This is a genomic window from Vibrio sp. YT-16 (genome assembly GCF_033337405.1).
In the GTDB taxonomy this organism is placed as follows: Bacteria; Pseudomonadota; Gammaproteobacteria; order Enterobacterales; family Vibrionaceae; genus Vibrio; species Vibrio alginolyticus.
The window spans coordinates 61,030-85,583 of record NZ_JAWOQQ010000003.1 but is presented as its reverse complement, the minus strand read 5'-3'; the positions used below and the strand labels follow the sequence as shown (position 1 = coordinate 85,583).

26 protein-coding genes are annotated in these 24,554 nt (G+C 44.8%); 11 read left to right on the top strand and 15 right to left on the bottom strand.

Translation table 11 applies throughout. From position 1 onward, the window contains the following. Window positions 1–128: 128 nt before the first annotated feature. The 4 genes from R7F07_RS06540 to R7F07_RS06525 all read right to left on the bottom strand — a co-directional run bounded on the left by R7F07_RS06540 (window position 129) and on the right by R7F07_RS06525 (window position 3,787). Complete coding sequence (locus R7F07_RS06540) at window positions 129–623, bottom strand: peptidylprolyl isomerase (RefSeq protein WP_020195057.1); 495 nt, start codon at window positions 621–623, stop codon at window positions 129–131. Between the two features lie 121 nt (window positions 624–744). Further along, a complete protein-coding gene (locus R7F07_RS06535) occupies window positions 745–2,406 on the bottom strand; it encodes a methyl-accepting chemotaxis protein (RefSeq protein WP_171342397.1) in 1,662 nt (553 codons plus the stop codon). A 175-nt stretch (window positions 2,407–2,581) separates the two neighbouring features. Continuing rightward, a complete protein-coding gene (locus R7F07_RS06530) occupies window positions 2,582–2,968 on the bottom strand; it encodes a thiol-disulfide oxidoreductase DCC family protein (RefSeq protein ID WP_025998548.1) in 387 nt (128 codons plus the stop codon). Window positions 2,969–2,992: 24 nt separating this feature from the next. Further along, window positions 2,993–3,787, bottom strand: a complete 795-nt coding sequence (locus R7F07_RS06525) for a DUF4344 domain-containing metallopeptidase (RefSeq protein WP_104976353.1) — start codon at window positions 3,785–3,787, stop codon at window positions 2,993–2,995. Between the two features lie 862 nt (window positions 3,788–4,649). Between R7F07_RS06525 and gltS (R7F07_RS06520) the strand changes: the two genes are divergently transcribed. Continuing rightward, window positions 4,650–5,885, top strand: coding sequence for a sodium/glutamate symporter (gltS, locus tag R7F07_RS06520; protein ID WP_005374448.1), 1,236 nt, complete (start codon window positions 4,650–4,652; stop codon window positions 5,883–5,885). A 99-nt stretch (window positions 5,886–5,984) separates the two neighbouring features. On the opposite strand, the gene R7F07_RS06515 is transcribed toward gltS (R7F07_RS06520), so the two are convergent. The 3 genes from R7F07_RS06515 to R7F07_RS06505 are packed head-to-tail and all read right to left on the bottom strand — an operon-like array spanning window position 5,985 to window position 8,040. Then, complete coding sequence (locus R7F07_RS06515) at window positions 5,985–6,815, bottom strand: hypothetical protein (protein WP_171342396.1); 831 nt, start codon at window positions 6,813–6,815, stop codon at window positions 5,985–5,987. Beyond that, a complete protein-coding gene (locus R7F07_RS06510) occupies window positions 6,815–7,672 on the bottom strand; it encodes an ABC transporter ATP-binding protein (protein WP_005383221.1) in 858 nt (285 codons plus the stop codon). The genes R7F07_RS06515 and R7F07_RS06510 overlap by 1 nt, the downstream gene beginning before the upstream one ends. Further along, window positions 7,669–8,040, bottom strand: a complete 372-nt coding sequence (locus tag R7F07_RS06505; protein WP_005374444.1) for a GntR family transcriptional regulator — start codon at window positions 8,038–8,040, stop codon at window positions 7,669–7,671. The genes R7F07_RS06510 and R7F07_RS06505 overlap by 4 nt, the downstream gene beginning before the upstream one ends. A 413-nt stretch (window positions 8,041–8,453) precedes the next feature. Here R7F07_RS06505 and gltS (R7F07_RS06500) point away from each other — a divergent pair, with 413 nt between their 5' ends. Next, on the top strand, window positions 8,454–9,680 hold the full coding sequence (gene gltS, locus R7F07_RS06500; protein WP_025768732.1) for a sodium/glutamate symporter: 1,227 nt from the start codon (window positions 8,454–8,456) through the stop codon (window positions 9,678–9,680). Between the two features lie 154 nt (window positions 9,681–9,834). Next, window positions 9,835–10,701, top strand: coding sequence for a hypothetical protein (locus tag R7F07_RS06495; protein ID WP_025768733.1), 867 nt, complete (start codon window positions 9,835–9,837; stop codon window positions 10,699–10,701). 91 nt (window positions 10,702–10,792) lie between these two features. Here R7F07_RS06495 and nagB read toward each other — a convergent pair whose 3' ends face one another. Continuing rightward, window positions 10,793–11,593: a glucosamine-6-phosphate deaminase gene (gene nagB / locus R7F07_RS06490; RefSeq protein WP_318110466.1), complete on the bottom strand. Its 801-nt coding sequence runs from the start codon at window positions 11,591–11,593 to the stop codon at window positions 10,793–10,795. A 374-nt stretch (window positions 11,594–11,967) separates the two neighbouring features. Here nagB and R7F07_RS06485 point away from each other — a divergent pair, with 374 nt between their 5' ends. Continuing rightward, on the top strand, window positions 11,968–12,219 hold the full coding sequence (locus R7F07_RS06485) for a DUF3081 domain-containing protein (protein WP_170897406.1): 252 nt from the start codon (window positions 11,968–11,970) through the stop codon (window positions 12,217–12,219). A gap of 147 nt (window positions 12,220–12,366) precedes the next feature. On the opposite strand, the gene R7F07_RS06480 is transcribed toward R7F07_RS06485, so the two are convergent. Then, window positions 12,367–12,720 (bottom strand): DUF413 domain-containing protein, encoded by a 354-nt coding sequence (locus R7F07_RS06480; protein ID WP_005374439.1) that lies wholly within the window; start codon window positions 12,718–12,720, stop codon window positions 12,367–12,369. Window positions 12,721–12,869: 149 nt separating this feature from the next. Between R7F07_RS06480 and R7F07_RS06475 the strand changes: the two genes are divergently transcribed. Then, on the top strand, window positions 12,870–13,763 hold the full coding sequence (locus R7F07_RS06475; protein ID WP_170897407.1) for a LysR family transcriptional regulator: 894 nt from the start codon (window positions 12,870–12,872) through the stop codon (window positions 13,761–13,763). 81 nt (window positions 13,764–13,844) lie between these two features. On the opposite strand, the gene R7F07_RS06470 is transcribed toward R7F07_RS06475, so the two are convergent. The 3 genes from R7F07_RS06470 to R7F07_RS06460 form a co-directional block, all read right to left on the bottom strand. Then, window positions 13,845–14,540: a pirin family protein gene (locus R7F07_RS06470; RefSeq protein ID WP_170897408.1), complete on the bottom strand. Its 696-nt coding sequence runs from the start codon at window positions 14,538–14,540 to the stop codon at window positions 13,845–13,847. A gap of 9 nt (window positions 14,541–14,549) precedes the next feature. After that, window positions 14,550–14,993 carry a DoxX family protein gene (locus R7F07_RS06465; protein ID WP_005374434.1) on the bottom strand — a complete coding sequence of 148 codons (444 nt, stop codon included), beginning with the start codon at window positions 14,991–14,993 and terminating at the stop codon, window positions 14,550–14,552. A 325-nt stretch (window positions 14,994–15,318) separates the two neighbouring features. Beyond that, window positions 15,319–15,522, bottom strand: a complete 204-nt coding sequence (locus R7F07_RS06460; protein WP_017633816.1) for a hypothetical protein — start codon at window positions 15,520–15,522, stop codon at window positions 15,319–15,321. 194 nt (window positions 15,523–15,716) lie between these two features. Between R7F07_RS06460 and R7F07_RS06455 the strand changes: the two genes are divergently transcribed. The 3 genes from R7F07_RS06455 to R7F07_RS06445 all read left to right on the top strand — a co-directional run bounded on the left by R7F07_RS06455 (window position 15,717) and on the right by R7F07_RS06445 (window position 18,482). Continuing rightward, window positions 15,717–17,084, top strand: a complete 1,368-nt coding sequence (locus tag R7F07_RS06455; protein ID WP_171342395.1) for an AlkA N-terminal domain-containing protein — start codon at window positions 15,717–15,719, stop codon at window positions 17,082–17,084. Then, complete coding sequence (locus R7F07_RS06450) at window positions 17,081–17,563, top strand: methylated-DNA--[protein]-cysteine S-methyltransferase (RefSeq protein ID WP_005374431.1); 483 nt, start codon at window positions 17,081–17,083, stop codon at window positions 17,561–17,563. The genes R7F07_RS06455 and R7F07_RS06450 overlap by 4 nt, the downstream gene beginning before the upstream one ends. 100 nt (window positions 17,564–17,663) lie before the next feature. Further along, window positions 17,664–18,482: a hypothetical protein gene (locus R7F07_RS06445; RefSeq protein WP_064376354.1), complete on the top strand. Its 819-nt coding sequence runs from the start codon at window positions 17,664–17,666 to the stop codon at window positions 18,480–18,482. Between the two features lie 72 nt (window positions 18,483–18,554). On the opposite strand, the gene R7F07_RS06440 is transcribed toward R7F07_RS06445, so the two are convergent. Continuing rightward, complete coding sequence (locus R7F07_RS06440; protein ID WP_033907220.1) at window positions 18,555–19,163, bottom strand: YitT family protein; 609 nt, start codon at window positions 19,161–19,163, stop codon at window positions 18,555–18,557. Window positions 19,164–19,364: 201 nt separating this feature from the next. Between R7F07_RS06440 and R7F07_RS06435 the strand changes: the two genes are divergently transcribed. Continuing rightward, a complete protein-coding gene (locus tag R7F07_RS06435; RefSeq protein ID WP_033907219.1) occupies window positions 19,365–19,760 on the top strand; it encodes a GFA family protein in 396 nt (131 codons plus the stop codon). A 37-nt stretch (window positions 19,761–19,797) separates the two neighbouring features. On the opposite strand, the gene nhaD is transcribed toward R7F07_RS06435, so the two are convergent. Beyond that, window positions 19,798–21,228: a sodium:proton antiporter NhaD gene (gene nhaD, locus R7F07_RS06430; RefSeq protein WP_017633821.1), complete on the bottom strand. Its 1,431-nt coding sequence runs from the start codon at window positions 21,226–21,228 to the stop codon at window positions 19,798–19,800. A gap of 420 nt (window positions 21,229–21,648) precedes the next feature. Beyond that, window positions 21,649–22,674 (bottom strand): acyltransferase, encoded by a 1,026-nt coding sequence (locus tag R7F07_RS06425; protein WP_104980304.1) that lies wholly within the window; start codon window positions 22,672–22,674, stop codon window positions 21,649–21,651. Window positions 22,675–22,924: 250 nt separating this feature from the next. Between R7F07_RS06425 and R7F07_RS06420 the strand changes: the two genes are divergently transcribed. Next, window positions 22,925–23,515, top strand: coding sequence for a TetR/AcrR family transcriptional regulator (locus R7F07_RS06420; RefSeq protein WP_086047588.1), 591 nt, complete (start codon window positions 22,925–22,927; stop codon window positions 23,513–23,515). Window positions 23,516–23,642: 127 nt separating this feature from the next. Further along, on the top strand, window positions 23,643–24,500 hold the full coding sequence (locus tag R7F07_RS06415) for an alpha/beta hydrolase (protein WP_017633823.1): 858 nt from the start codon (window positions 23,643–23,645) through the stop codon (window positions 24,498–24,500). Window positions 24,501–24,554 lie beyond the last annotated feature (54 nt).

The following is a 24,554-nucleotide window of genomic DNA, read 5'->3' as shown; positions in this document are numbered from 1 at the left end:
GCTCACTCTTTACACTGTAAACTAGCTGCTCATTTTTTCAGCAACAAAAACAAAAAGCGCCTAAGTCATCAGACGTTAGGCGCTTTCTTCGTTTTGTAGCGACGATTTCTCTGCAGAGGTGAATGGGCTTATTCGCTGATCGTCACTTTCTCGATAATGATTGGATCGCATGGCACATCATCGTGACCAAGTTTAGAGGTCGTTTTCACTTTCGCGATGCGATTTACGACATCCATACCCGCGGTCACTTTACCAAACACGGCGTAGCCCCAGCCTAGGTTGGTAGTTGCAGTGTGGTCTAGGAAATCATTGTCTTCCAAGTTAATGAAGAACTGTGCCGTTGCAGAGTGCGGTGCATCGGTTCGTGCCATTGCGATAGTGCCAACAAGGTTCTTAAGACCACGGTTTGCTTCGTTCGCGATCGGTGCGCGTGTTGGCTTTTCTGCCATGTCTTCGGTGTGACCGCCACCTTGAATCATAAAGCCATCGATAACGCGGTGGAAAATGGTGCCGTTGTAGAAGCCATCTTCACAGTATTTTTTGAAGTTCTTTGAGCTAACTGGCGCTCGTTCTAGGTTCAGTTCAATCTCGATATCACCGAAATTGGTGGTCATAATAATCATCTGGTTTGCCCTTATGGGTGCTAAGTTGGCGGCATTATAGCTAAGTCGTATGAGGATAGCAGAAATAAAAACAGCGACGTTTTGGCGTCGCTGTTTGCATGGAGAATGGGTGAGGAAAGCGTTAAACCGTAAAGCGACCGACCAAGTCGTACAGCTCATTAGCTTTGTGGTTTAGGTTGCCACTACCTGCGCGGTTTTGATTCGCAAGGTGTGCCGATTGGCTGCTTTGTTGAGAGATGACTTCGATGCGTTGTGAAATCTCTTGGCCAACTTGGCTTTGCTCTTCGGTTGCTGTTGCGATCAGGGTGTTCATGTCCATGATGTTAGCAATTGCGGCTTGGATTTCTTGCAGTGCGGCAGAGGCAGCTCGTGCTTCCTCAACCGTTGCTTCACCACGCGCTTGGCTTGAGCCCATGGCTTTCACTGCTGCATCCGAGCCAGACTTCAACTGCTCAATCATTTGGTGAATTTCGCCTGTGCTGTCTTGAGTGCGACTTGCCAGTTTACGAACCTCATCGGCAACGACTGCGAAGCCTCGACCTTGTTCGCCTGCACGGGCTGCTTCAATGGCTGCGTTTAGTGCCAATAGGTTGGTTTGCTCGGCAATGTCTTGAATCACTTCTAGCGAAGAAGAAATGTTTTGTACGTCGCTCTCTAAACGAGAAATTACCGTGCTGGCTTCCGACACCTCTAGCGCGAGCGCTTCGACGGAGTTTGCTGCGGAATCAACAATGTGTTTCGCTTGCTGTGAATTTTCATCGGCGTCTTTGGCGGATTGCGCCGCTTGGTTAGCGTTGTTTGAAATCTCGTGCGCCGTTGCCGTCATCTCGGTCATTGCTGCTGCGACTTGTTCGGTCTCTTCACGTTGACCAGAAGCTAATTCATCCACTTGCGATGCACGCTGTGACATCTCGTTGGTCTCTGAAACCACTTCTTGTCCTACGTGGCTAACGCTCTTGATTATGCCTTGTAGGCTTTCAACGAAGATATTGAAGTTACGGCTAAGTTGGGTGAACTCCGGCACGCTCGATTCTTCCATGCGCGCTGTTAAATCTGCATCGCCTTGCGCGAAAGAGTGAATTGAAGCATCAAACTGCTCAATAGGCTTCATGATGCTGCGGTTAACAAACACGGCAAAGACTGCAACTATCGCTGTAATCGAGGCACAAAACAGGGCTATCGCAGTTAGTGTGGTGTTGAGATCTTCGTGTGCGGCTTTTTCCATGTCTGCCACAATGGCGTCGATATCGTCCGTGTAGAAACCCGTTCCTAACATCAAGTCCCATTCAGGAATAAAGACTGAGTAGCTGAGTTTCGGTAGTGCTTCACTCTGACCGAGTTTCGGGAAGTAATAAGTCGTGAACTCACCAGTTTTGGCATTTTTTAGCAAATCCTGAATCAGGTAATTGCCTTTCTTGTCCTGCAAGTTATAGAAGTTTTCCCCGATGCCTTTGGTGTTTTTACCCACTACGACGCGAACGCCTTTTGAATCATAACCAAAGATGTAGCCGGATTGACCAAACTCTAGTTGTTTCAAGATAGGCAGAGCCTCTTCCAGTGGGGCATTTTGTGCGAGTAGCGGTTCGACAGCGGAACGCGCCATTTGTACGTAACTTTTGAGTTCGGCTTTTTTCATCTCCATCATTCGACTTCGAGTTTGCTCAATCTCGTGCTCGTTGTAGGCCGTGGTTTGTACGTAGGTGAACCACATCATGCCTATTGCCATAGTTAGAATTGGAATTATTGAAAGGATATATAGTCGTTTTCTGATCGTCAGATTCATAGAGACGTCCTTCTCTCGGCGCAGCGTTACAAGTGACAAGCTGAATAAGCTTGCCTGATAAAAGTGTTAATACTTATTGTTGTAATGCTTAGAGATTAACCGAGTTAATCAATCAGAAGTACTGGAAATTTGTAAATCTAGACGAAGGTCGTAGCATTTTTAAGCGGGATCACAATTAACGTGAACACGACCCACTATTGCAACGAGAAGTCCCTGTTAACCAATATGAGACGCGATACCTATTCTTTGCGAATTTGAGGTAAAGCCAGTCAGCAACAGGTTTAACGAGGCGCCAACGCAGTGGAGCGTAGAGCCAACCGCGACCAACTAATTGCCACGCACGATGAGTCACGTCCAACCCAAGCAGAAGCTCCCCCTTTTCGTTGAGGGCGTGCAAAATGGTGTTGGCTTGTTCAGGAGCGATCTGAGGATAATCTGCGAATGCATCACTATAGATATCGACGGTTTTGATGTGCTGCTTGGCATCGCGTTGTTTTAGCGCCTTCATCTCTTTGGCACAAAGCGGGCAGGTTCCGTCATAAAATATGGTGAGTTTTGTCATTGCGGTCTTCTTGTTTGAGATTTTCTAATCGCTTTTACGTGGCGAATTTTCTTTTGGTTCATTGTTTTGCAAGTAATGCAGCCAATTGTCGCGAATGTTGCCGTAATTGAATTGGCAGAACTCTTTGCGATCACGCAGGTAGTCTTTTTCTACTTCATCGAGTAAGGCTTTGTATTGCTTAGGATCACTACCGTACACCAAACATAACGTTGAAAAGTAACGCTGCAAATCAAAGCTGTGTTCGTCAATGTACTCGCCAAAATCGTAGTAGTCCGGTCTGTCGTCGGATTCGAATGCGAACATGTCGGCGGCGCTAATGGCCATATCTGCGCCATCTTCTAGGAAGTCAATCATTAAAATAGTGGCAAAATTATCGACCGCATCTTCTTCTTTTCCGAGAACAGGGATGCTTTGATCTTCGATGTAAGCATGTCCAGCTTCATGAAGTAAAGTGTGCAATAACGTATCTAGCGCCCCTGTTTTTGGGGATTTTCCGAAGCGTTCTTCATACTGATTATTGGAGAAGTAATTGAGCGACTCCAAATAAAAAGTGTAAGGAACGTATATTGTGTGTGTATCAGGATCATACATTGGACCATCTTCTCCGCCGTAAACCAGCGTGAGAGCTTTATCAAATGGAAAGTAGGCCTGAGATAGCTCAGCAAAGATGGTGTTTACATCGCTGCTTTGAATAGATTGTTGGGCGATTTTTTCATGAGTTGTCTCTACGGGAGAATATTGAATACGAATGTTTTCAGCTGCTGTAGCTGATGAGACGACGCTGAGTAATAGTGCAGGGCAAAGCGAATGAATGTTCATGTGGGACTCTTGTTATTGAATAACTTGTATAAAAAATTATACATGTTTTTGTCTGATGCATAGTTGGGGTTGTACTCATTAGCCAAAGTCGGGACGTCGGTCTCGAAAAGCAATCATGATAACATCGCATATTTCGGCTGCTTGGTTCTCTAGGGCGTTTATCAAGACCTCCTGGATAAGAACGGCGGTGAAGTTATTAGCGATGCATCGTATTCTAAGAAGCTTACTGAGTAACTGTGCTTCGATCTTTATCTGTGAAAATGATAATAGGCAGTTAATCATTGCAAGGTTTAACTATGGGGTTGGTGAATGTCACTGAATTGAAGAAAATTATCAGCGATATGTTATAATCCTGCTCCGTTGTGACGAAAACGTTTGTTGCAGCCTGAGAGTTTCCTTGGATTCGGCTCGTTTATACACCATGAGCCAGAGTTGAAAAGCTACGACAGGAACAGGCAAACCCAATTGTTTTGAACGCGCTCTCGGCGTTTAGCGGTTACAACGGGAAGGAACTTTGTTTGATAGTAATTGACACATTCTGTTTAAGTAAGGGAGCCCGAAGTGGTTCAGAAAGTGTCACCCAGAATTTACTCACAACACGACAGCCCAAGCGATAACGCACAGGTATTGCGAGGGGCCATTTGAAGGAGCTGTATCAGCTCCTTTCACATTTAAGGGCTTGCTAACAGCGTAAAAACTGACACATCGCTTAAGGAGCGCCCCTTAAACTAGCCTAAGGCGCATCTACACCAACTTTTTGAGTATTTTCGAAACAATAAAGCGAGAAAATTTGCTATTGAACGAAGGTTAAACTAACACTCATTCATTACGGAGAATGAAGAGAACAATAATAAGAGGCGATATGAATCATTTAATATCTGTAGGTGCACTGGAGTCCTTCTTGGTCGCAATTAGTGTGCTTTTCCTGGGGCATTTTATTAATGCTAAGCTACCGATTTTAAAGAAATTCAACATACCTGAGCCGATTGTAGGTGGTCTTATTGTAGCCTGCATGATTACTGCTCTTCATTTCAACGGCATCGATTTAGAGTTCGACTTGCCATTACAAAATACGTTTATGTTAATGTTTTTTGCGACAGTTGGTTTGGCCGCAAATTACACTCAGTTGATGAAAGGAGGTGCGAAGGTTTTTATCTTCTTAGCTGTCGCATCGTTTTACATCATCATACAAAACGGCGTTGGCGTTTCACTTGCGGCGGCGCTCGGTTTAGATCCTTTGATGGGGTTAATTGCTGGCTCGATTACTCTGTCTGGTGGTCATGGTACAGGTGCTGCGTGGTCACAAACCTTTCAAGACGTGTATGGATTGGATAACGTCTTAGAAATTGCAATGGCATCAGCGACTTTTGGTTTGATCATCGGCGGTATCATTGGTAGCCCTGTAGCGCAGCGCCTAGTCGAAAAGAACAGCATAGAGTCTGAGTATGGTCGTGGTGGTCGAGATGCCAAAACTCACGAGAAATTCCCGGAGTTGGTGACTTACAATGAATACGAAGAAGATAAAGTAACGGCGAAAAAAGTGGTGGAGAAACTCTTCTTCCTACTGATCTGTGTTACTGGGGCCAAGTATGTCGAGCAATGGGTAAGCACGTATGAAATCTCATGGCTGATGATTCCAGACTTCGTATATGCGCTATTCATTGGTGTGATCATTACGAATTTCTTGGAAGTGACCAAGATTCGTAAGTTAGATGCCGAAACGGTCGATATGTTAGGTACGGTATCGCTATCTCTGTTCTTAGCGATGGCTCTGATGAGCTTGAAGTTATGGAATATCTTCGATCTAGCGATTCCATTCTTGGTTATTTTAGCTGTGCAGTCTGTCGTCTTAGCAATCTTTACGTACTATGTTACGTTCAAAGTGATGGGAAGCAACTACGATGCTGCTGTTATTGCAGGGGGGCACTGCGGTTTTGGCTTGGGGGCAACCCCAACAGCCGTAATGAACATGGGTTCGATCGTTAACCGATTTGGCCCGTCGCCACAAGCATTTATGGTGGTGCCAATTGTGGGCGCTTTCTTTATCGACATCGTCAACTTAATTATCTTGCAAGGCTACATTTCATTCCTTGGTTAAAGTTAAGTGGATGAGCTCCTAGAGGCGAAATAAAACGGTCACAACACTGGTTGTGACCGTTTTTTTATGACTTGGTTTGGTCGTTTATTGAACGAAGCATTATTGGATAGTTCGGCTGAACTTGAGGCTAGCTGTCCAACCAAGAATACCAATGAAGGCGTAAATGCCAACGTTTAACCAACCCGCTTGAGGAATGGCATTGAATGGGTTTGGTGTAATAATGGCGTGCAGCGGAAGGTAAAGCACTTCGGAGAAAAACTGATCTAGCCCGTAGAAACCAAAAAGTGCGATAGGCATCCAACGCAGCGCATAAATGGCGATAAACAAAATGACCAGTGGTGAGTTCACTTTTTGTGAAATAGCCATCGCAGTTAATGCCAGCGGTAACAGCAGAATACCGGTGAACAACATTCTGATTAAAAACTCTCCCCAATGCAGCAGCACGTAACCTAACGAGGCTTGGCGGTACAATAAAGCCAATTGGTGATCAGTAGAGATGTTCAGCAACCACAACATTAAATTTGCAGCGAGTACGAGCACCGAGCAGACAAGCGGAATCACCAATAAGCCAAATCCTAGCTTCACTAAATGGGTTTTTATGTCACTGACAGGCATACTGCGCCAAAACATAATGCTGCCTTCCGCCCGTTCTTTGCGTAGCGTTCTTGGGAAGTACTGAACGGCTAACAAGATAGACAGCAGCCCTGCTCCTCCGGAAATCAACATATTGACGTCATCACCAAGCTCTTTGTGAATGTCACTGACATCGCCACCAAAGCTCATTTGGAAAAACATATTGTGTTGTAGAGTATCGTTACTCATTAAACTCACAAAGAGAATAACTCCACACGCCAACACAAACAGTGGAATACGTAAAACAAGAGGGTTTTCTAACCACTCTTTTTGCAACATCGCGACAACTGAACGCATTACGCTGCCTCCTTCTGCAATGCTAAAAATAGATCCGCTAACTTCACCCCATGGATGGAACCCATTGTTTCTGCTTGTTGGGCATACTGGGCTTTGAGTAACCATTTCGTTGAACCGAGGCCTTTTTGTGACGAGAGTGGGTTCATCGCTTCAATTTGTGTGCGGTGCTCGTCGTTGGCTTCAAGAATGAAATAGTCTTCACTGATACTGTCCATCGAGGTTTGCAGAACGGGGCGACCATGCTTAAGAATCAGAACATCTGTCAGCAAGTGCTCAATCTCTGATACTTCATGACTGGCGATGATCAACACGCGCTCGCCGTCGTGAAACCATTCCAATAAGTGACGATAAAACGTCTCGCGATACACGAGATCTAACCCGAGTGTCGGTTCATCCAATATGAGGATTTGGGTGTTGGTCGCGATCACAATCGCGAGGTGTAATTGCACCTTCATCCCTTTGGATAAAGATTTGATGCGCGCACGAGGTTTGATGTCCGTTTGACGAAGTAGCGTATCTGCTTGGGCGCGATTGAACCCTGGATGCACGCCCTCGGTATAGTTAAGCAGTTGAGCAACGGTCATCCAATCTGGCAGAACGTTGACATCCGAGATGTAGGATAAGCTCTGCATTATCTTGTCGCGTTGCATAATAGGTTCAAATCCGTTGATACGAATAGTGCCCTGATATTCATGTGCACCGAGTAGGGCATTAATAAGCGTTGATTTACCTGCGCCATTATGGCCGAGTAAGCCAAGTACTTGTCCTGCATGTAGGTCGAAACTCACTTCATGCAGTGCTTCTCCTTGTTGCTGATATTGCTTGGAGACGTTGTTTACACTGACTAATGCGCTCATTGGTCACCTTTCAAGTGTGGTTTTAGTTGTTGAATGAATTCGTCGAGTGACATATCCAGACGCTGTATTGTGTCGGCTATCTGCGGAATTTGTTGCTGAAGAAAACGTGCCTTCTCGTCTGCGAGTAATTTGAGCTTTGCTCCTGAAGCGACAAACATACCTTGACCGCGTTTTTTCTCCACTAGCCCGTCATCAACAAGCAATTGATAGCCTTTCATAACGGTGAGGTGGTTAATTTTCATATCTGCAGAGATGCTACGGACGGAGGGCAGAGCATCGCCTTCTTGCCAGACACCTTGCAGTATTTGCTGCGTGATCTGGTCTGCCAACTGTCGAAATATCGGTTGGCGATCATGCCAATTAGTCATGAGTGAATCTCTTGGTTGAGATGGTGTTATATATATGTATAACACCTAGTGCATTAGAGAGAAAGTAATAATTTAAAACCTAGTGTATCCGCCTGTCTCATTCGCTCTAAATATCCACCTATGTGGTCGTTGTTTTGAGGTTTTGTTTTATATGGAAATTAATTGCTTCTCATAAGTTGAGAAGTGTTGTTTTTCTCTTCCCATCAATACACTTATCACCTGTTCTAAATGAATATTCTCACTGAATGATAATTAGCATAATTTTAGGTCTGCCTATTTCTTACTTGATGAGAATTGATGGTCAAAGAGGCCTAGAAAACAAAAGTTTCGAGAGGCAATCTGACTGGCTTAGGCACCTATCTCACGTTGAGCGCGTGCTCAATGAATGAGAAAGAGTAGAGTAAAGAGGTCTCATGAATCAGGTAATATCTATCGGCCCACAGGAGTCGTTCCTCGTCGCAATTTGCGTGTTGTTTTTAGGGCAGTTCATCAATACCAAGTTACCAACCTTAAAAAAATTTAATATTCCAGAGCCAATTGTTGGTGGTCTAGTGGTCGCTTGCGTCATCACGACGATGCACTTAAACGGTGTGGATGTTTCCTTTGATTTACCACTGCAAAACGTCTTTATGCTGATGTTTTTTGCAACCGTTGGCTTAGCGGCAAATTACACCCAACTGATTAAAGGCGGTGCGAAGGTTTTCATCTTCCTAGTTGTGGCATCGGTCTACATTCTTATCCAAAATGCGGTCGGCGTGTCCTTAGCAACAGCGTTGGGGTTAGATCCACTCATGGGGTTGATCGCCGGATCCATTACGCTTTCTGGCGGACATGGAACTGGAGCTGCGTGGTCGCAAACTTTTCAAGAAATGTATGGTTTGCATAATGTTCTAGAGGTGGCAATGGCTTCTGCTACATTTGGCTTGGTGATGGGAGGGATTATTGGCAGCCCTGTTGCACAAAAGCTACTAAACAAACACAACTTGGAATCGGAATACGGACGCACCAATCAAAGTCATCAGAGTTTCCCTGAACTGGTGACGTACAACGAACATGAGGAAGATCGTGTCACAGCGAAAAGAGTCGTTGAAAGCTTGTCCATCATTCTACTTTGCGTGACAGGCGCGAAATATCTCGAGAGTTGGGTAAGCAGTTTTGACATCAAGTGGTTAATGATTCCCGATTTTGTTTATGCGCTGTTTATTGGTGTTGTTATCACTAACATCATGGAAGTGACGAAGGCGCGCAAGGTTGATTTAGAAACCGTTGATATTCTTGGCACGGTTGCACTATCTCTATTTCTTGCCATGGCCTTGATGAGTTTGAAATTGTGGAATATTTTCGATCTTGCGATCCCATTCCTTATTATTCTTGCTATTCAGTCGGCAGTGTTGGCGATGTTCACTTACTACGTAACATTCCGCATGATGGGAGGCAACTACGATGCGGCGGTGATCGCTAGCGGACACTGCGGTTTTGGGTTAGGTGCTACACCGACTGCAGTCATGAATATGGGCTCCATCGTGAGTCGATATGGTCCATCACCACAAGCATTTATGGTGGTTCCAATTGTCGGTGCATTCTTCATCGACATTGTGAATTTAGTGATTTTGCAAGGATGCATCGCTTTTATTAAATAACATTCGCTTTTTTACCGAAATAACAAAGCCAGCACCTATACGCTGGCTTTGCTATTTGTAACACGAAATCTTGTTTGCCTGACTTCAAGCCGTGAAATCAATGCGTTACTATGACGACATAGTGTTCAATTTTGCAGCAGCATGAGGTACCCACATGTCTGAAAAAATATCGACGTCGGCATTAGCGAAAATGCGCAAGGTAGAAGCTAAGCTGCTGTTTGCCGATCTCAAACGTGCAGGCTACATCGTTCGCCAAGATGAAAAGTGGATTTTGACCGAAGAAGGGGCAAAGTTTGGCGGTGAGTATGTGGATCACCCTAAATTTGGCCAGTTCATCGTCTGGCCGACCAACTTACATATTGAGCTGACTCCCAGCTCAGGGAAAACATTGAGCGCGACACAACTGGGTGAAAAGCTGAAATTGAATGCGAAGCGCATGAACCAGCTTTTGAGTGAACTGGGTTGGTTGACCAAATCCGAAGAGGGATGGAGTGTCACAGAAGCTGGTGTGCGCGCTGGTGGGCAGCAAAGAACCGATAAAGAAACACAAAATACCTTTGTCGTATGGCACGATGTGGTGCTGCGTAACAAGCGTCTTAAGCAGTCTGTCATTGAGTTTTTAGGGCAAGACGCGGAGTCACATTCTACGGATAAATCGTACTCAAGCTTTCGCCAAAAATTTGAAGCCAAGCACCGAACATTAGATGGGCATTACGTACGCTCTAAGGGTGAGTTGCTCATTGACAACTGGCTGTACTTGGCTGGTGTAGTGCACGCTTATGAGCGTCAGCTGCCGATTGACCAAGATGTCACTAGCGATTTTTACTTACCAGGCGGTAAAGTCTATTTGCAATTTTGGGGAAGTGACGATGGGGAGATGGCTCAGGCCGACCGTGAGACCATTCGTACTGTTTATAAGCAGCATCATTTCAACCTTATCGAAGTCGAACCGAGTGAACTAGACAAGTTGGATGAAGTGCTTCCTAAGCGTCTTCGTCAGTTTGGTATTAAAGCTTATTAACGACTTAAGCCCCGCTGTTCAGATAAGAAAAAACCCGTGTTCAACACGGGTTTTGTATTTTTAGTGTGTTTCTAGGCTGCCATCCTATGGGTTAAAAGCCTTTGATGTTTTCTGCTTCTAGCTCAGAGAAGTACTTCACTGTCTTCACTTTCAGTTCTTGTTGAGCTGGTTCGTCGCATACGATCACCGCTTTAGGGTGAAGCTGAAGTGCAGAAACTGTCCATAGATGGTTTACACAACCTTCCACGGCTGCTTCAAGTGCCTGAGCTTTGTTATGACCAGTGACCAAGATCATCACTTCTTCTGAGTCTAGAAGCGTACCAACACCGATAGTCAGCGCGTATTTAGGCACTTGGTTGATATCGCCGTCAAAGAAGCGAGAGTTCGCAATGCGAGTGTCTTCAGTGAGGGTCTTGATGCGAGTACGAGAAGAAAGAGATGACGCTGGCTCGTTGAACGCGATGTGACCGTCGTTACCCACGCCGCCCATGAACAGGTTGATCTTGCCGTAAGACTTAATTTTGTCTTCGTAACGCTTACATTCTGCGTCGTGATCGTCTGTGTTACCGTTCAGTAGGTTGATGTTTTCTTCTTGAATATCAATGTGATTAAAGAAGTTGTTGTACATGAACGAGCGGTAAGATTCTGGGTGATCCGCAGGGATGCCAATGTACTCATCCATGTTAAAAGTCACGACGTTTTTGAAGCTGACTTCGCCGGCTTGGTAAAGCTCGATTAGGGCTTTGTAGGTTGCTAGAGGAGTGCCACCAGTTGGTAGACCCAGAACGAATGGACGCTCAGCAGTAGGTTTAAAGTCGTTGATACGCTTAGCGATATGCGCACCTGCCCACTTACCTACTTGTGCTGCTCGAGTTAACGGGATAAGTCTCATTTTGTGCCCCTAGTTATTGGAATTGACGATGTACTGAAACATTAATTCGCATTATAAAATAAGTAATGGCGAACTGCTATTGTTTTAGGTCAAAATTTTGCTTTTTCTTTAACCAATGTTGGTTTTGTCGACGATTTTTATATCTAAATGCTTTTATAAGACGATTTTTTACAAAGAAATTGCATTATGAAACTGACGAATCAATAGATAAAATTTATGATCTAAATTAAGTTCTGCCTTCGCACTTAACCTTGTTTTTTAACAACCTACAGAGTGCGAAATCGCACACGAACTTCAAATATTATGGGTTAGATATGGCATGGCGCTCATTCTTTAACCATAATTGAAATGTGTAAACCAGTGAGGAATTCGGTATGAAAAATGAGTTAGATCCGAGCAAAGTACTACAGGCTTACGAATGTGTGATGAACAACGGTACACCAACCGAATTTGGTAAAATGTATGAAGGTGTAGAAGCGTTTTCTGACTACGATGGGTACAACGTTTTCTTGAGAGGGAATGGTGTTGAGCTAAAAATTGGCTTCCACAACACCTATCACTTGGAATATGACCAAGAGCATTTGAAAGAGAGCTTTCTGAAAAAGGTTGCGACGCTCGCCAAGTAAACGGTCATCACCCAAATATTAAAAAAGCCCTTGGGAGAATGCCCCCTTGGGCTTTAGGAGAAGAAATGAGCTTGTCTTGCTCGCTCAGTAAAGTCAAACGAGCTTTCGCCTACTGCTAGAAAAAGGCGAGAACTAGGTTATTGGTTATTAATCGTCTTCAACCAAACTCTCTTCAATGTATTCTTCTGTGGCGTCAGGCTTGTTACGACCATTTAGCGTATGGAAGCGCTTGCGACCACGAGCAAGTTGGGTGTACTTTAGCCACGTACGCTCAAGTTTTGTTTTTGCTTTGCCCGGGTTTTCTAACACCTTGATGAAGTGTTTCTCTTCGCTGTTTTCAGGTGTTAATTCGCCTGACTCTAAGCCAAGCATTGTATCCCCATAAATTGTTAGGATTTCCTCTTCTGAAAGAGTAAAATCGCCAGACTTTGCAAAGCCGCGTGGGAATTTTACGTTATCGTAAAAACGTTTTTTGCCATGACGGAATTCAGTGTCAGACATGTCAACAGCCTCTGTAACCGTTATTGATGAATGTAGTGAACTTACGGCGAAAATTAGGCTTAAATCTAACAAAAGAAAAACAAAACTTTTTTGTCGTCATGATTTTAATTAGTTGTTAATCTGGTTTTATATTAACCAGGAGATGGTTTATGGATGTAAAAGTCTTTCGAACATTTTTAGAGCTGGCAAGAGTTCGTCACTTCGGACGTGCTGCTGAGAACCTTTATATTACCCAAGCCGCTGTGAGCGCACGTATCAAACAATTGGAAAGTTACTTCGATACGCAATTGTTTATTCGTGATCGAAATAACATAAAGTTGACCTCTGCAGGTGAGCGCTTAATCAGCTATGCCGAGGTAATGGTCACTACATTGCAACAAGCGAAGCTAGAATTATCGCTTGAAGATGGCAAAGCGCTGCAACTAACGTTAGGTGGCACGCCAAACATTTGGGACGCTTATTTACAGAATTGTTTAAGTGTCGTCACAGATTCGTTTGGTGGTTATGGCTTCATGGCAGAAGTGATGGGACGTGAGGTGCTCAGTCGTAGCTTGCTAGAGCGCACGTTAGATATGGCATTTGCGTTCGATCAGATCAAAGCTGATGAGCTTAACTGTAAAAAAGTGGCAGATGTTGTTCTCGTTCTGGTATCAACTGAGAAAGATTCTTTAGACACCGTTTTCGAAAACAAATATGTGTACGTTGACTGGGGGACGCGTTTCTCCTCGGAGCATTCTGAACGTCACCCTAAGATTCCGGCTCCATATTTACGCACTTCAACAGCGCGTATCGCATTGGACTTTATTTTAGAGAAGGGTGGAGCCGCGTACTTACCAATCTCTCTCGTGGAGCCATTTATCGCTAATGGGCAGCTTCACAAGGTGTCTGGAGTAGAAGATTGGTGTCGCCCTATCTATTTGAGCTATCGTAAAGCTAGCTCGTCTGTAGACGCAATTAAGCAAGTGGAAGAAATTGTCAAAGAGATCGATCCACTGACCGCTTACAGTTTTCAGCAAATTGGTTCTGGCACTTCCGACGAATAGCGTTGAATGAAAAGTCAGAAAAACGAAAAAGCCGCCTTGAGAAATCAAGGCGGCTTTGTTTTTATCTCGATGAATCGATAGTTATGGTAAGTCAAACAACAGGGCTGTTGTGCTTTCGTTTGATGTATTGCGCAAAACAACCTTACTCTGGTGTTCAATCTTCGCGCCGTCGCCAGCCGTCAAAGTGGTATTGTCGACACTAAGGCTCCTAGTCACTTGATGGATGAATAGATTTCGGCCCGACTCAATCTCAAAGTTTAGTTCGCTACTTGGCTCAAGAATTAACTGATGCAAAGTCGCATCTTGCTTAATAAGTAGCGTGCCGTTTTCTCCAGTTGGAGTTGCGATAGTCGTTAACCCAGGATTGCGACCAAAATCTTTTTGCTGATAACCTGGTTTGGTTCCAAATGTGTTCGGTTGAATCCAAATCTGTAGAAACCGCAGCGTATCTTGGTTCGATGCATTGTACTCACTGTGGTAAATCCCTTTCCCTGCCGACATGAGTTGGAATTCACCTGCAGGTAGTGTTTTGACGTTACCTTCACTGTCTTTGTGTGCGATAACACCTTCCAACACATAGCTGATGATCTCCATATCACGGTGGCCATGTGTATCAAAACCCGCGCCAGGCTTGACTACATCGTCATTAATGACTCTCAGCTCAGAAAAGCCCATATGTTGAGGATCGTAGTAGCTACCAAAAGAAAACGTATGTTTGCTATCAAGCCAGCCAAAGTTTGCTCGACCTCGGTCTGCTGCATGTCTTACCGTAATCATAAGGCCTCCTTAAGAGAGCTTTTTGTTTAAAAAGTTATCTAACGCTGCTTTACCTGCGCCAGAGAACGCCAGAGAAACGCTTGCTGCCAGTAATGCTAAGCCAAACTCGTAACCGTTGTTTGCCATGAATAGGCCATTTTCAAAGTGGACAGAGAATATCGCTACCACCATCGTGAACGCCAAAGCAACCGCTGCTGGTCGAGTTAGCAGACCAAGTAAAATGAACAAGCCGCCAAAGAACTCTGCGCTGCCCGCAAGTAACGCCATGAGCACGCCAGGACCTAAACCGATAGATGCCATCCACTGACCTGTGCCTTCTAGCCCGTAGCCACCAAACCAGCCAAATAGTTTTTGTGCGCCGTGCGCCATAAAGATAATGCCGATTGGAACGCGAAGTGATAGTGCGCTGTAACCTGCGTTTGACGTGGTAATTTTCTGTAATAGTGCTTTCATGATTCTGTCCTCTGACTCTTTTCAATGAGTGGGAAGCGTGTGCTCCCGTGCTGTTGAGAACAGTTTAGGTAGAGGCGAACATAAAAATAACGGGAGGATTTTGATAAACTCGTTCTAAAAAATTGAATAGTTGGTTTTTATTTATTTAAATCAATGCCTTGATTTTTATATTCGAGTGTTTATTTGCAGATTATTGTCTGTTTTAAATCAAGGTCTGTCATTATTTTCGATAAACATTTTTTCTGTTAAACAAAAAAAGAGCACATGTACTGTGCTCTATTGCTTTCGCTTTTAACAAGGGAGAAAGGTGTGTTAAAGAAAACCGTCAGAGGTTCATTAAGCTCTCTAATGACTCCTCTACATTGTTGTAGTGATAAGTTCGAATATTACGTCCATCCGTCGCATTAATCTGAATTTCTGAGATCTCGTTATCTGAGTCTCGTTCGATAATTCCAATAGAATGATCTACGGATTTACTGGTAATAACCTTTTGGTTTCTTAATACAATTACGCAAGTATGTAAGTCCATGCCAATTCCCTTTAGCCGACGTTGTTGTGATGTTCTGGATCTAACTTTAGTGTACAAAAGCGCTAATGCCAATAAATCTCAATATTGAGTTCCGAAAATGGCTAATTGTGGGCGCTTAAGCAAGCTACAATAACACTATATTGAACGATGCCTATGAACAATAAATGACAAAAGGCATGAGCAAGGAAAGCACTATGTTTATTCACCCCCATACCTCACTGACCTTCGAGCAGTGTCACAAGGCGCGAGTCGCGCGAGACAGTCGTTTTGATGGGCGATTTTATGTGGCGGTAAAAACAACGGGAATCTTTTGTCGTCCGATTTGCCCGGCAAATTTGCCTAAAGAAGAAAATGTTGAGTATTTCGCTGATAAGACGCAAGCCCTTCAAGCAGGGTACCGTCCGTGTTTACGCTGTCGACCTGATAGCGCGCCTGGATCTTGGGCATGGAAAGGTGTCGAGACGACCTTTCAACGAGCGATTTCGTTAATTGATAGAGGGGAGTTGCATCACCATTCGGTGTCTGAGTTGGCTGAGCGTGTTGGGATTTCTGACCGTTACTTACGTATGTTATTTGAGCAGTATCTAGGAATGTCACCCAAGCAGTATGCGCAATATCAGCAACTAATGTTCGCCAAACAGTTGCTTCACTCCAGCTCTATGTCGGTCACCGACGTGGGGTTTGCGTCAGGTTTTAACAGTACGCGCCGCTTTAACGATGCTTTTCAAAAGTTTCTCAAACTAACGCCTTCTCAAGTACGCCGTAAAGAGTTTGATGGTGCGGGTTGCAATCGAATTGCCTTACCTTATCGAGGTGAGTTGAATTGGTCGCACATGTTGGACTTCTATCGTTTGCGAGCGGTTGAGGGGGTTGAGCTGGTGAGGGATGAGAGTTATCAGCGCAACGTTTTTTTGGATAACAGCAAAGCCTGGTTTAAAGCGACAAAAGGTGAAGGATACTTAGAACTGGCGTTTGAAATTGAAGACGTAACGAAGCTGCAAAACTTGGTGTCTGACATTCGTCGTATGTTCGATCTTGACGCTGATATTTGTACTGTTGAGCAGCATTTGGAGTATGTCGCGCCTGGGCTCGTGTCGAGTAAAGGTATTCGTATTCCAGGTGTATGGAGTGCATGGGAAGCAGGGGTTAGAGCGATTTTAGGCCAGCAAGTGTCGGTTAAAGCTGCGATTGGTCAACTTAACTTATTGGTGGCCACACTTAGTGGAGAGTCAGAAAAACGTTTTTTCCCGACTCCCAGTGATATTGCGAACGCCGACGTGAGCTTTTTGCGCATGCCGCAAAGCCGTAAAGAGACGCTAGTGCGCTTCGCCCAGTTTATGCAGGACAACTCAGAAGCTGACCCCCAACAGTGGCTAGCTTTGAAAGGCATTGGACCTTGGACCGTCAGTTATGCTCAACTGCGAGGGCAATCTCAACCCGATTGCTTTCTAGATAAAGACTTAGTGGTGAAAAAGGCGATGCAGCGTTACCCATCACTGAATACGCACACTGCGGCCCCTTGGGGAAGCTACGCGACGTTTCACTTATGGAATCAATCATGAAAACATTTTATACCGAAATGCCGAGTCCACTAGGAACGGTGACTATCCAATCGAACGCTGAGGGCTTACTTGGCATTTGGTTTGAAACATGCACCACTAAGCCGAGTGAGCTGGGGGTGCGAGACGAGCAGCATCCGGTCTTGCGCCAAGCTGTCACCCAACTGGATGAATACTTTGCTGGTCTGCGCAACGAATTCGACTTGCCCCTTGCAGCGACAGGCACTGATTTTCAAAATCAAGTTTGGCAGGCACTAACGACCATTCCATATGGGGAAACGTGGAGCTATCAAGATCTCGCGAATGCGATAGGTAACCCTAAAGCTGTGCGTGCTGTTGGGTTAGCAAACGGGAAGAATCCGATTTCTATCGTGGTACCTTGTCATCGCGTTATTGGCAAAAGCGGAAAACTGACTGGGTATGCAGGTGGAGTGGAGCGCAAGCAACGTTTGCTCGCGCTGGAGCAAGGTACACCGCTTTAAGTGAGGCGATTCTCATATTGGGATTAAGCGTGCTACACAGGGGTAACGATAGTATAGAGTTTCATATTCGTTATACGAATAGAAAAAGGACAATAAGGACATGCCTTTCAAAACGGATTTTGATGCCTTCATGAGTGAGTGTTGGCAGCATCACGAGGAAAATCCCGAACAAGTTTATGCTCAGCTAGAAACGGCTCTGAGCGAGGTGGAAGACGTTACCCAAATCGAGCGAATATTCGCATTGATGCTGCATACCGCTATTGGGCATCTCCAGTGCCCAGAACAGTTTCTTACTTGTTTAGAGCACTTTGATGAACGCAAGGTTGCTGAGAGTTTGGCATTTCAACGCAGTATTGCCGTTGCGCGCTATTTCGTAGATGGCACTGACAATATGGAATTATTGGAAGAGCAAGAACAACGCCGAGTTTACGCTTTGATTTCGAATGAACTTTCTGCACTTGCTCAGCTTGAACTGGCGAGTCAATGGTTGGTGAAAGCAGCGTTAGGAATGACGCCGAACGATGCAGAAGGGCCATTAGCGCGCGCTATAGCGATCACTGCAAACAACTTAGCATGTCAGTACGAAGCGCTGGCTGAGCGCACGTCCATGGAAAAATCGAAGATGTTAGAAGCAGCAACACTCGCGCTAGACTATTGGAAAGTGGCTGGGGGTTGGATGCAAGAAGAGCGCGCAGAGTATCGCTTAGCGATGAGCTTGCTTAAAGCGGATAAACCGCAAGAAGCCAAAGTGCATGCTGAGCGCTGTGAAGATATTTGTCAGCAACATGGTAGCGACGCGCTTGAGCTGTTCCACGCACATGACTTGCTGATGCAAGTACACTTCCATCTTAGCCAGAAATATAAAGCTAAATTGGATGAAGAGATGCAGCAGCACTGCAAAACGAGCTCGTTGACGTGATCTTCGCGTTGAATGAAAAAAGCCCCGAGCGACTGGCTGGGGGCTTTAGGGTTGTTGACTATGCAGCGATGATTATGCTGCTTGCGCTTTTGCTTGGTATCGTCCTGGTTTATGGTTCATCGCCAAAATCAAGTTCGTAGCGATGGCACCTAGAACAGATAGAGCGATAAGGTGCACATCTACAATCAACAGTGACATCACCACGATGGCACAATCTAACGCCATTTGAACTTTACCCGCTCGAACTCCAAAACGTTCCTGAAGGTACAACGCTAGAATGTTAAAGCCACCCAAACTCATTTTGTGACGGAAAATTACCAACATACCGATTCCAATCAGCCCACCACCCAAAAGTGCCGCATAGAAAGGTTCGATTCGTGAAATCTCAATCACATGATGCAGATGATCGACCGCAAAAGAGACAATCGAAACCGCAATAAAGGTATTGATAGTGAAGCGCCAACCCATGCGCATCACAGATAAAATATAAAAAGGGAGGTTAAGCGCGAAAAATATCTGACCAAAACTGAAGTCACTCACTTTGGTTAGGAAGATCGCCAAACCAGCCGTACCGCCAGTGAGCAATCCTACTTTGCTAAAAAATATCACCCCAAGTGACACCAACGCACTGCCGAGCGTCAGAGCCAAGAGGTTCTCTCTTAGGCTATGATCTTTGTCCATAAATTAATTTCCTTGGTTTAAAAACCGCGCCGGAGATAACACGTCTCACGGACGCGATAGACAGTCGCCAAAATAGCAACTAACAAATCGGCCAATAAAATGTCGCGAAAAGTGATGGATGTCGAGTTTTTGGACGAGATTATGATGATATTAACCTGTTTAACATAATGTACACAGATAGAAAAACAACAAGGAAAAGTTATGATTAAGAAAGTTGGCAACACCCAAATCAGCACATTACATCGACTGAGTTGTCACTGTGGAAAAGTTGAGCTGGAACTGGCGTTACCCAATGGTATTGAGAAGCCGAGACGGTGTGACTGTTCTATGTGTCGACGTCGTGGCGCGATTGTCGCGTCTGTACCTTTGAACGGTATTCGTATTGTGCAAGGCGAAGAAGTCTTGAAGCAGTATCAATTTAATACACACACTGCGAAGCACTTTTTCTGTGGCGAGTGCGGTATTTATACGCACCATCAGCGTCGTTCTGACCCGAGTGAGTATGGCTATAATGTCGGCTGCTTAGAGGGCGTCAACCCATATGAGTTGGGAGCGATTGAAGTGATGGATGGCGTTAACCATCCATCCGACCGTTAGGTTACATTGCAAGTTAAGTGACTAATTCTAGGTGTTTTTAAGTAAATAAACCGCTATTCATCCACAAGTGTACCGCAATACTGGCGGCATAACCCAAGGCGATGACGGGAGCCCACTTTAGGTGGCCAAAGAAGGTGTATTGTCCACGCGCGGCTCCCATTAAAGCGACGCCTGCCGCGGAGCCAATGGAAAGCAAACTGCCCCCGACACCTGCGGTTAATGTGACGAGTAGCCAGTTGCCCATCGACATGCTTGGTTCCATGGTCAGTACAGCAAACATAACCGGAATGTTATCGACAATTGCAGATAGGACACCAACCATTACGTTTGCCCAGACTGGGTTCCATTGCGTGTACATGACGTTTGAAACCAGTTCGAGGTAGCCAAGTAAACTTAAACCGCCAACACACATCACAACACCGTAGAAGAACAACAAGGTGTCCCATTCGGCTCGAGACACACGATGAAACACATCAAACGGAACCACTGAGCCTAAGCGCTTCAATGCCTGATCATCGCCATTGGCAATTGCCATAGCTGCTTTTTTTGCGAGTGAGTGTTTAAGAGTTTGACGCAAAAAATATCCGAAAAACTGTAAGTAGGCCAAGCCCATCATCATGCCCATAACGGGTGGGAAGTGCAGCAAGGCGTGGAAAGAGACTGCGGTGGCAATCGTCAGAATGAACAACGCGACAATACGCCTTGCCCCGCGTTTTAGCTCAACGTGTTGGTGAATCGTATTCGGTTTTGTGTTTGGAACAAACAGTGACATCAAAAACGCGGGAACCAAGTAGTTCACCAATGACGGTACAAACAACGGAATGAACTCAGCAAAGCTGACATGACCAGCTTGCCACACCATCAGGGTTGTAATATCCCCAAATGGGCTGAATGCACCGCCAGCGTTGGCTGCGATAACAATGTTGATACAAGCAAGATTGACGAACTTAGGATTATCACCAGAGACTTTCATCACTACAGCGCACATCAAAAGGGCCGTAGTTAAGTTATCGGCAATCGGTGAAATGACAAAAGCGAGAAACCCCGTCAGCCAGAACAACTTTTTGAATCCAAAACCTTTACCAACCATCCACGCCTGTAAGGCATCGAAGAGTTTGCGTTCTTCCATTGCGTTGATGTAAGTCATCGCCACGAGCAAAAACAGCAGCAACTCGGCGTATTCCAACAAGTTGTGTTCTAGTGCGGATTTGGCGATTTCAGGCTGGTTGTGCTGAGCAAAGGTGTAGCCAATCAGAATCCAAATTAATCCTGCAGCGAGCAGCACTGGCTTGGATTTTCTCATTTTCAGATACTCTTCCAACATAACCAGTATGTAAGCGATCGAAAAGATAATCAGAGCCGCGTAACCGACACCAGAATTAACAAGGTTCAGTTCATTGGTTGATGCAGCAAAGGTGGCGCTAGAGAACAACAAACAGCAGAAAGCCACAATTGGATAGATTGGCATAGACATTTCTCCTTTGTCTGGTTGGAGAAATATTAGCCACAAATGAATGAGTTAGTTGTGAGAGAGCTCGAATTAACAGTAGGAGTTAGGAAATGATAGTGTGCGCCACTATTTTCTGAGTGACGCAATGCTTGCTGCGCCGAATAAAACCGCAGCGGCATATAAACCGTAAGTTAACCAGTGACTAATCTCTAAAAAAGGAACGAGTCCTTGACCTGCCCACATACAGCCTCCGTTTAATGAGCAATGTTGTAATAGTCGAGCCAATTTAAAGGAAATGAACAATGTTTTTTGTGAGTGAAAGCAAATTCTGAAGGATTAGAAAGTCAAAAATTGGTCAGTGAGAGAGAAATCTCATTTTTAACTGGCTAGCTCTAATCCTTTTGAGTTAAAGCTAGCTATATCTAGAGCTGAATGCATTTAGCGTAGGAGCCATTTTTTCAACGGTGAAGCGTCGATTGCTTTCACAAGCAGTATGGTTGCAACAATCGTTGCAGGATAAATAAACACATCTTTTGCGAGGTGTTGCAGCCCGATAAATCCAGCGACATTCATCATGACAATTATGATAAGCAGATGGCTAACATATATCCCTAACACGCTAGGAGATAGTTTGAAGATCCAAGGCATGTCGCCAAAATGAGGGTGAGCCAAAAGCCACATAAAGACACCTACAGCCCAGATAACGGTACCGAATAGGAAGTCGTGCGAGTTGAAAGCGATGTCATGTTGCATCAGCCAGTAAGCTTCACCAAAATGCAGTGCCATGCCAAGAATAATGCATCGAACCGTATTGTTTCGCGACCACCGCCACTGCGCTTCTCGTGCGAAATAACCCAGAACAACTAGCAACGTGCTGAAAAAAGGCCCATTACGAGTAAAGAAAGGCGCTGGCAGGTCGGTAATGGTCGCGTAACTGCCAGCAAAGACCCCGTATATGTATAGCAATACTGCAGTTGGCAGTATCATTTGCGCCATATTGATATGCACGAGAAAGGCAATTAACGCTACGGCAATGACCAGAGCCGGAATAAACCACAGATGAACGAGTCCGCCTTCGATGAGTGAATTGATCGGGGTTGACATTAAGTACCCCCAATAACCTTGCCTTTCGGCGAGATACCCTGCCTCAGCGACCGTCTGCCATTGGAATGGCATCAGTAAACTGATCATGCTCCAAATGAGCCAAACCTTCATTAACGGTTTGGCGTAGTTCTTAAGAGTATCGATAGGTGAGTGACTCAACTTCGGCTGGATTAGATAACCCGAGATGAGAAAGAACAGCGGAACAGCAAAACGAGCCAGTTGGTTGAGCATATAGCCAACCCATGGTATCCCATTCCACTGCCAGTAAGTCAGTGCCATCTGGCAATGCAAACCCACAATCGCAAGCATCGCAATGATACGTGCAAACTCTAAGCTGGCTATTTTTTGTTTCTTTGCCATTACATTGTTTACCTAAATAAAAAACTTAGGTGAAAATAGCAGGTTGTTACTGAAGTAATACGTGAAAAAGTCAACAGACTTGCGCTTACATTGAAGCTGTTTTGAAAATTAAGACTTACTTCAAACTTCTTAATTATTAACCTATTAACGCAATTAATACCTGATTCGTGAGTCGAAAATAGCACTGAATAATGGTTAGACCAGTTAACTCGAGATTGCAAAAAAGAACGATCGTGCTAAAAATAAGATTATGCAAAAAGGAAAAGTGACAAAAGAGTTTATTCTGCAGCGGGCTTTTGAGATCGCCAGCGAAGACGGATTAGAAAGTCTTACGATTGGAGAGTTAGCCAAGCAATGCGGTATGTCGAAAAGTGGTCTGTTTGCCCACTTTAATTCGAAGTTGAATTTACAGCTATCGGTGCTTGATCACGCCAATAAAGTGTTCGCTGATCGGGTTATTGAGCCTGCTCGAGAACTCGGGGATGGCAATATCGAGCGTAAAATTCGAGGGTTGCTCGACTCTTGGATGACTTGGAATCACGCATTCCAAGGAAGTTGTATGTTTCTTGACGCTTGGAATGATACGGCAGATAAAGATTGCCCGCTTCAGGCCGGACTGCGTAAATCCATAGACACTTGGCTGAGTTATTTGGAGATCCAAATAGCGAAAGGCAAAGAGAAGCAAGAATTTGCAGCAGACTTAGATACACGCCAAGCAACGTTTGATTTGTACGGTCTCTATTTGAGTGCGCATGTTTTTTACTCAATTAAAGGTGAGCAAGAAAGCTTGCGTCTGTTTTGGCAAGGGATCGACAACTTGTTTTCTCGCTGGAAAGACTAATATCGGTTAATCGCTTCCCAGATTCGTAGACATAAAATCACAAGAGCGGCTGAGTTCGCTCTTTCTTATCAGCATAAAAAGCACGACCGTTCTATTTTGTGCAAAGCTGATAGTTAAGGACATGATTATGAGTGAAAAAATTTACTTTAATACATCGCAACGTTTCAGTATTAAGCGCAGTTTGGTGAACATTAGTACTCGGTTACACCATACACTGGCCCCGTCACATGCAAAGAAGACCGCGCGCAAGCTTCTTCTGACACCTGCTCGTACGCAACCTAAAAATATTGAACCTCAAGGGCTTATCAAAGGTGAAATTAAAGGGCATGCAGGCATCATCAAAACCTATACTTTGGGCTCTGGACCTATTTGGGTGCTAACTCATGGTTGGTCTGGCACGGCAAGTCAGTTTTATCCACTGATGGAACATATTGCGTCGAAAGGGTTTACTGCTTTGGCGTACGATCATCCGGCACATGGTGAGAGTGAGGGGCAGTATGGGCACATTCCGGGGTTTGTCAGAGGATTAGAAGATGTGTTGGATACGGTCGAGGATATTGTTGGCCTAGTTGGGCACAGCATGGGCACCGCTTCTGCTCTTGAGTGTAGGCACAGTAAGTTAGAAAACAAGCCTTTGCTGCTTATTGCTCCGGTATTAAATTACGTAGAGAACTTATTCGGTAGCATTGCACGTTCCGGTTACTCGATGAAGCTTTTTAATGCTGTGGTTTCAGAAGTTGAAGACCAATTTGGTTATCCGTTACAGTCCATTGATCCGATGAAGCGTTTGTCTGAGCGTCCGTCTCACACCATTATTATTCATGATGAGCAAGACAAGTTCACCAAATACAGTGTCTCGGCAAAAGCGGCTGAAGAGATTAAAAACGTTGAGTTAGTGACAACACAAGGTCAGGGGCATGGTCGAGTGATGAAGTGTGAGCAAGTCTTCAGTAGTTTTGACCGTTTGCTCGATAGTGCTTGGTAACCCTTACTTTTACTGATTGATTCGCTCCGTTTTGCGCTAATTCGGTTTGAAAGT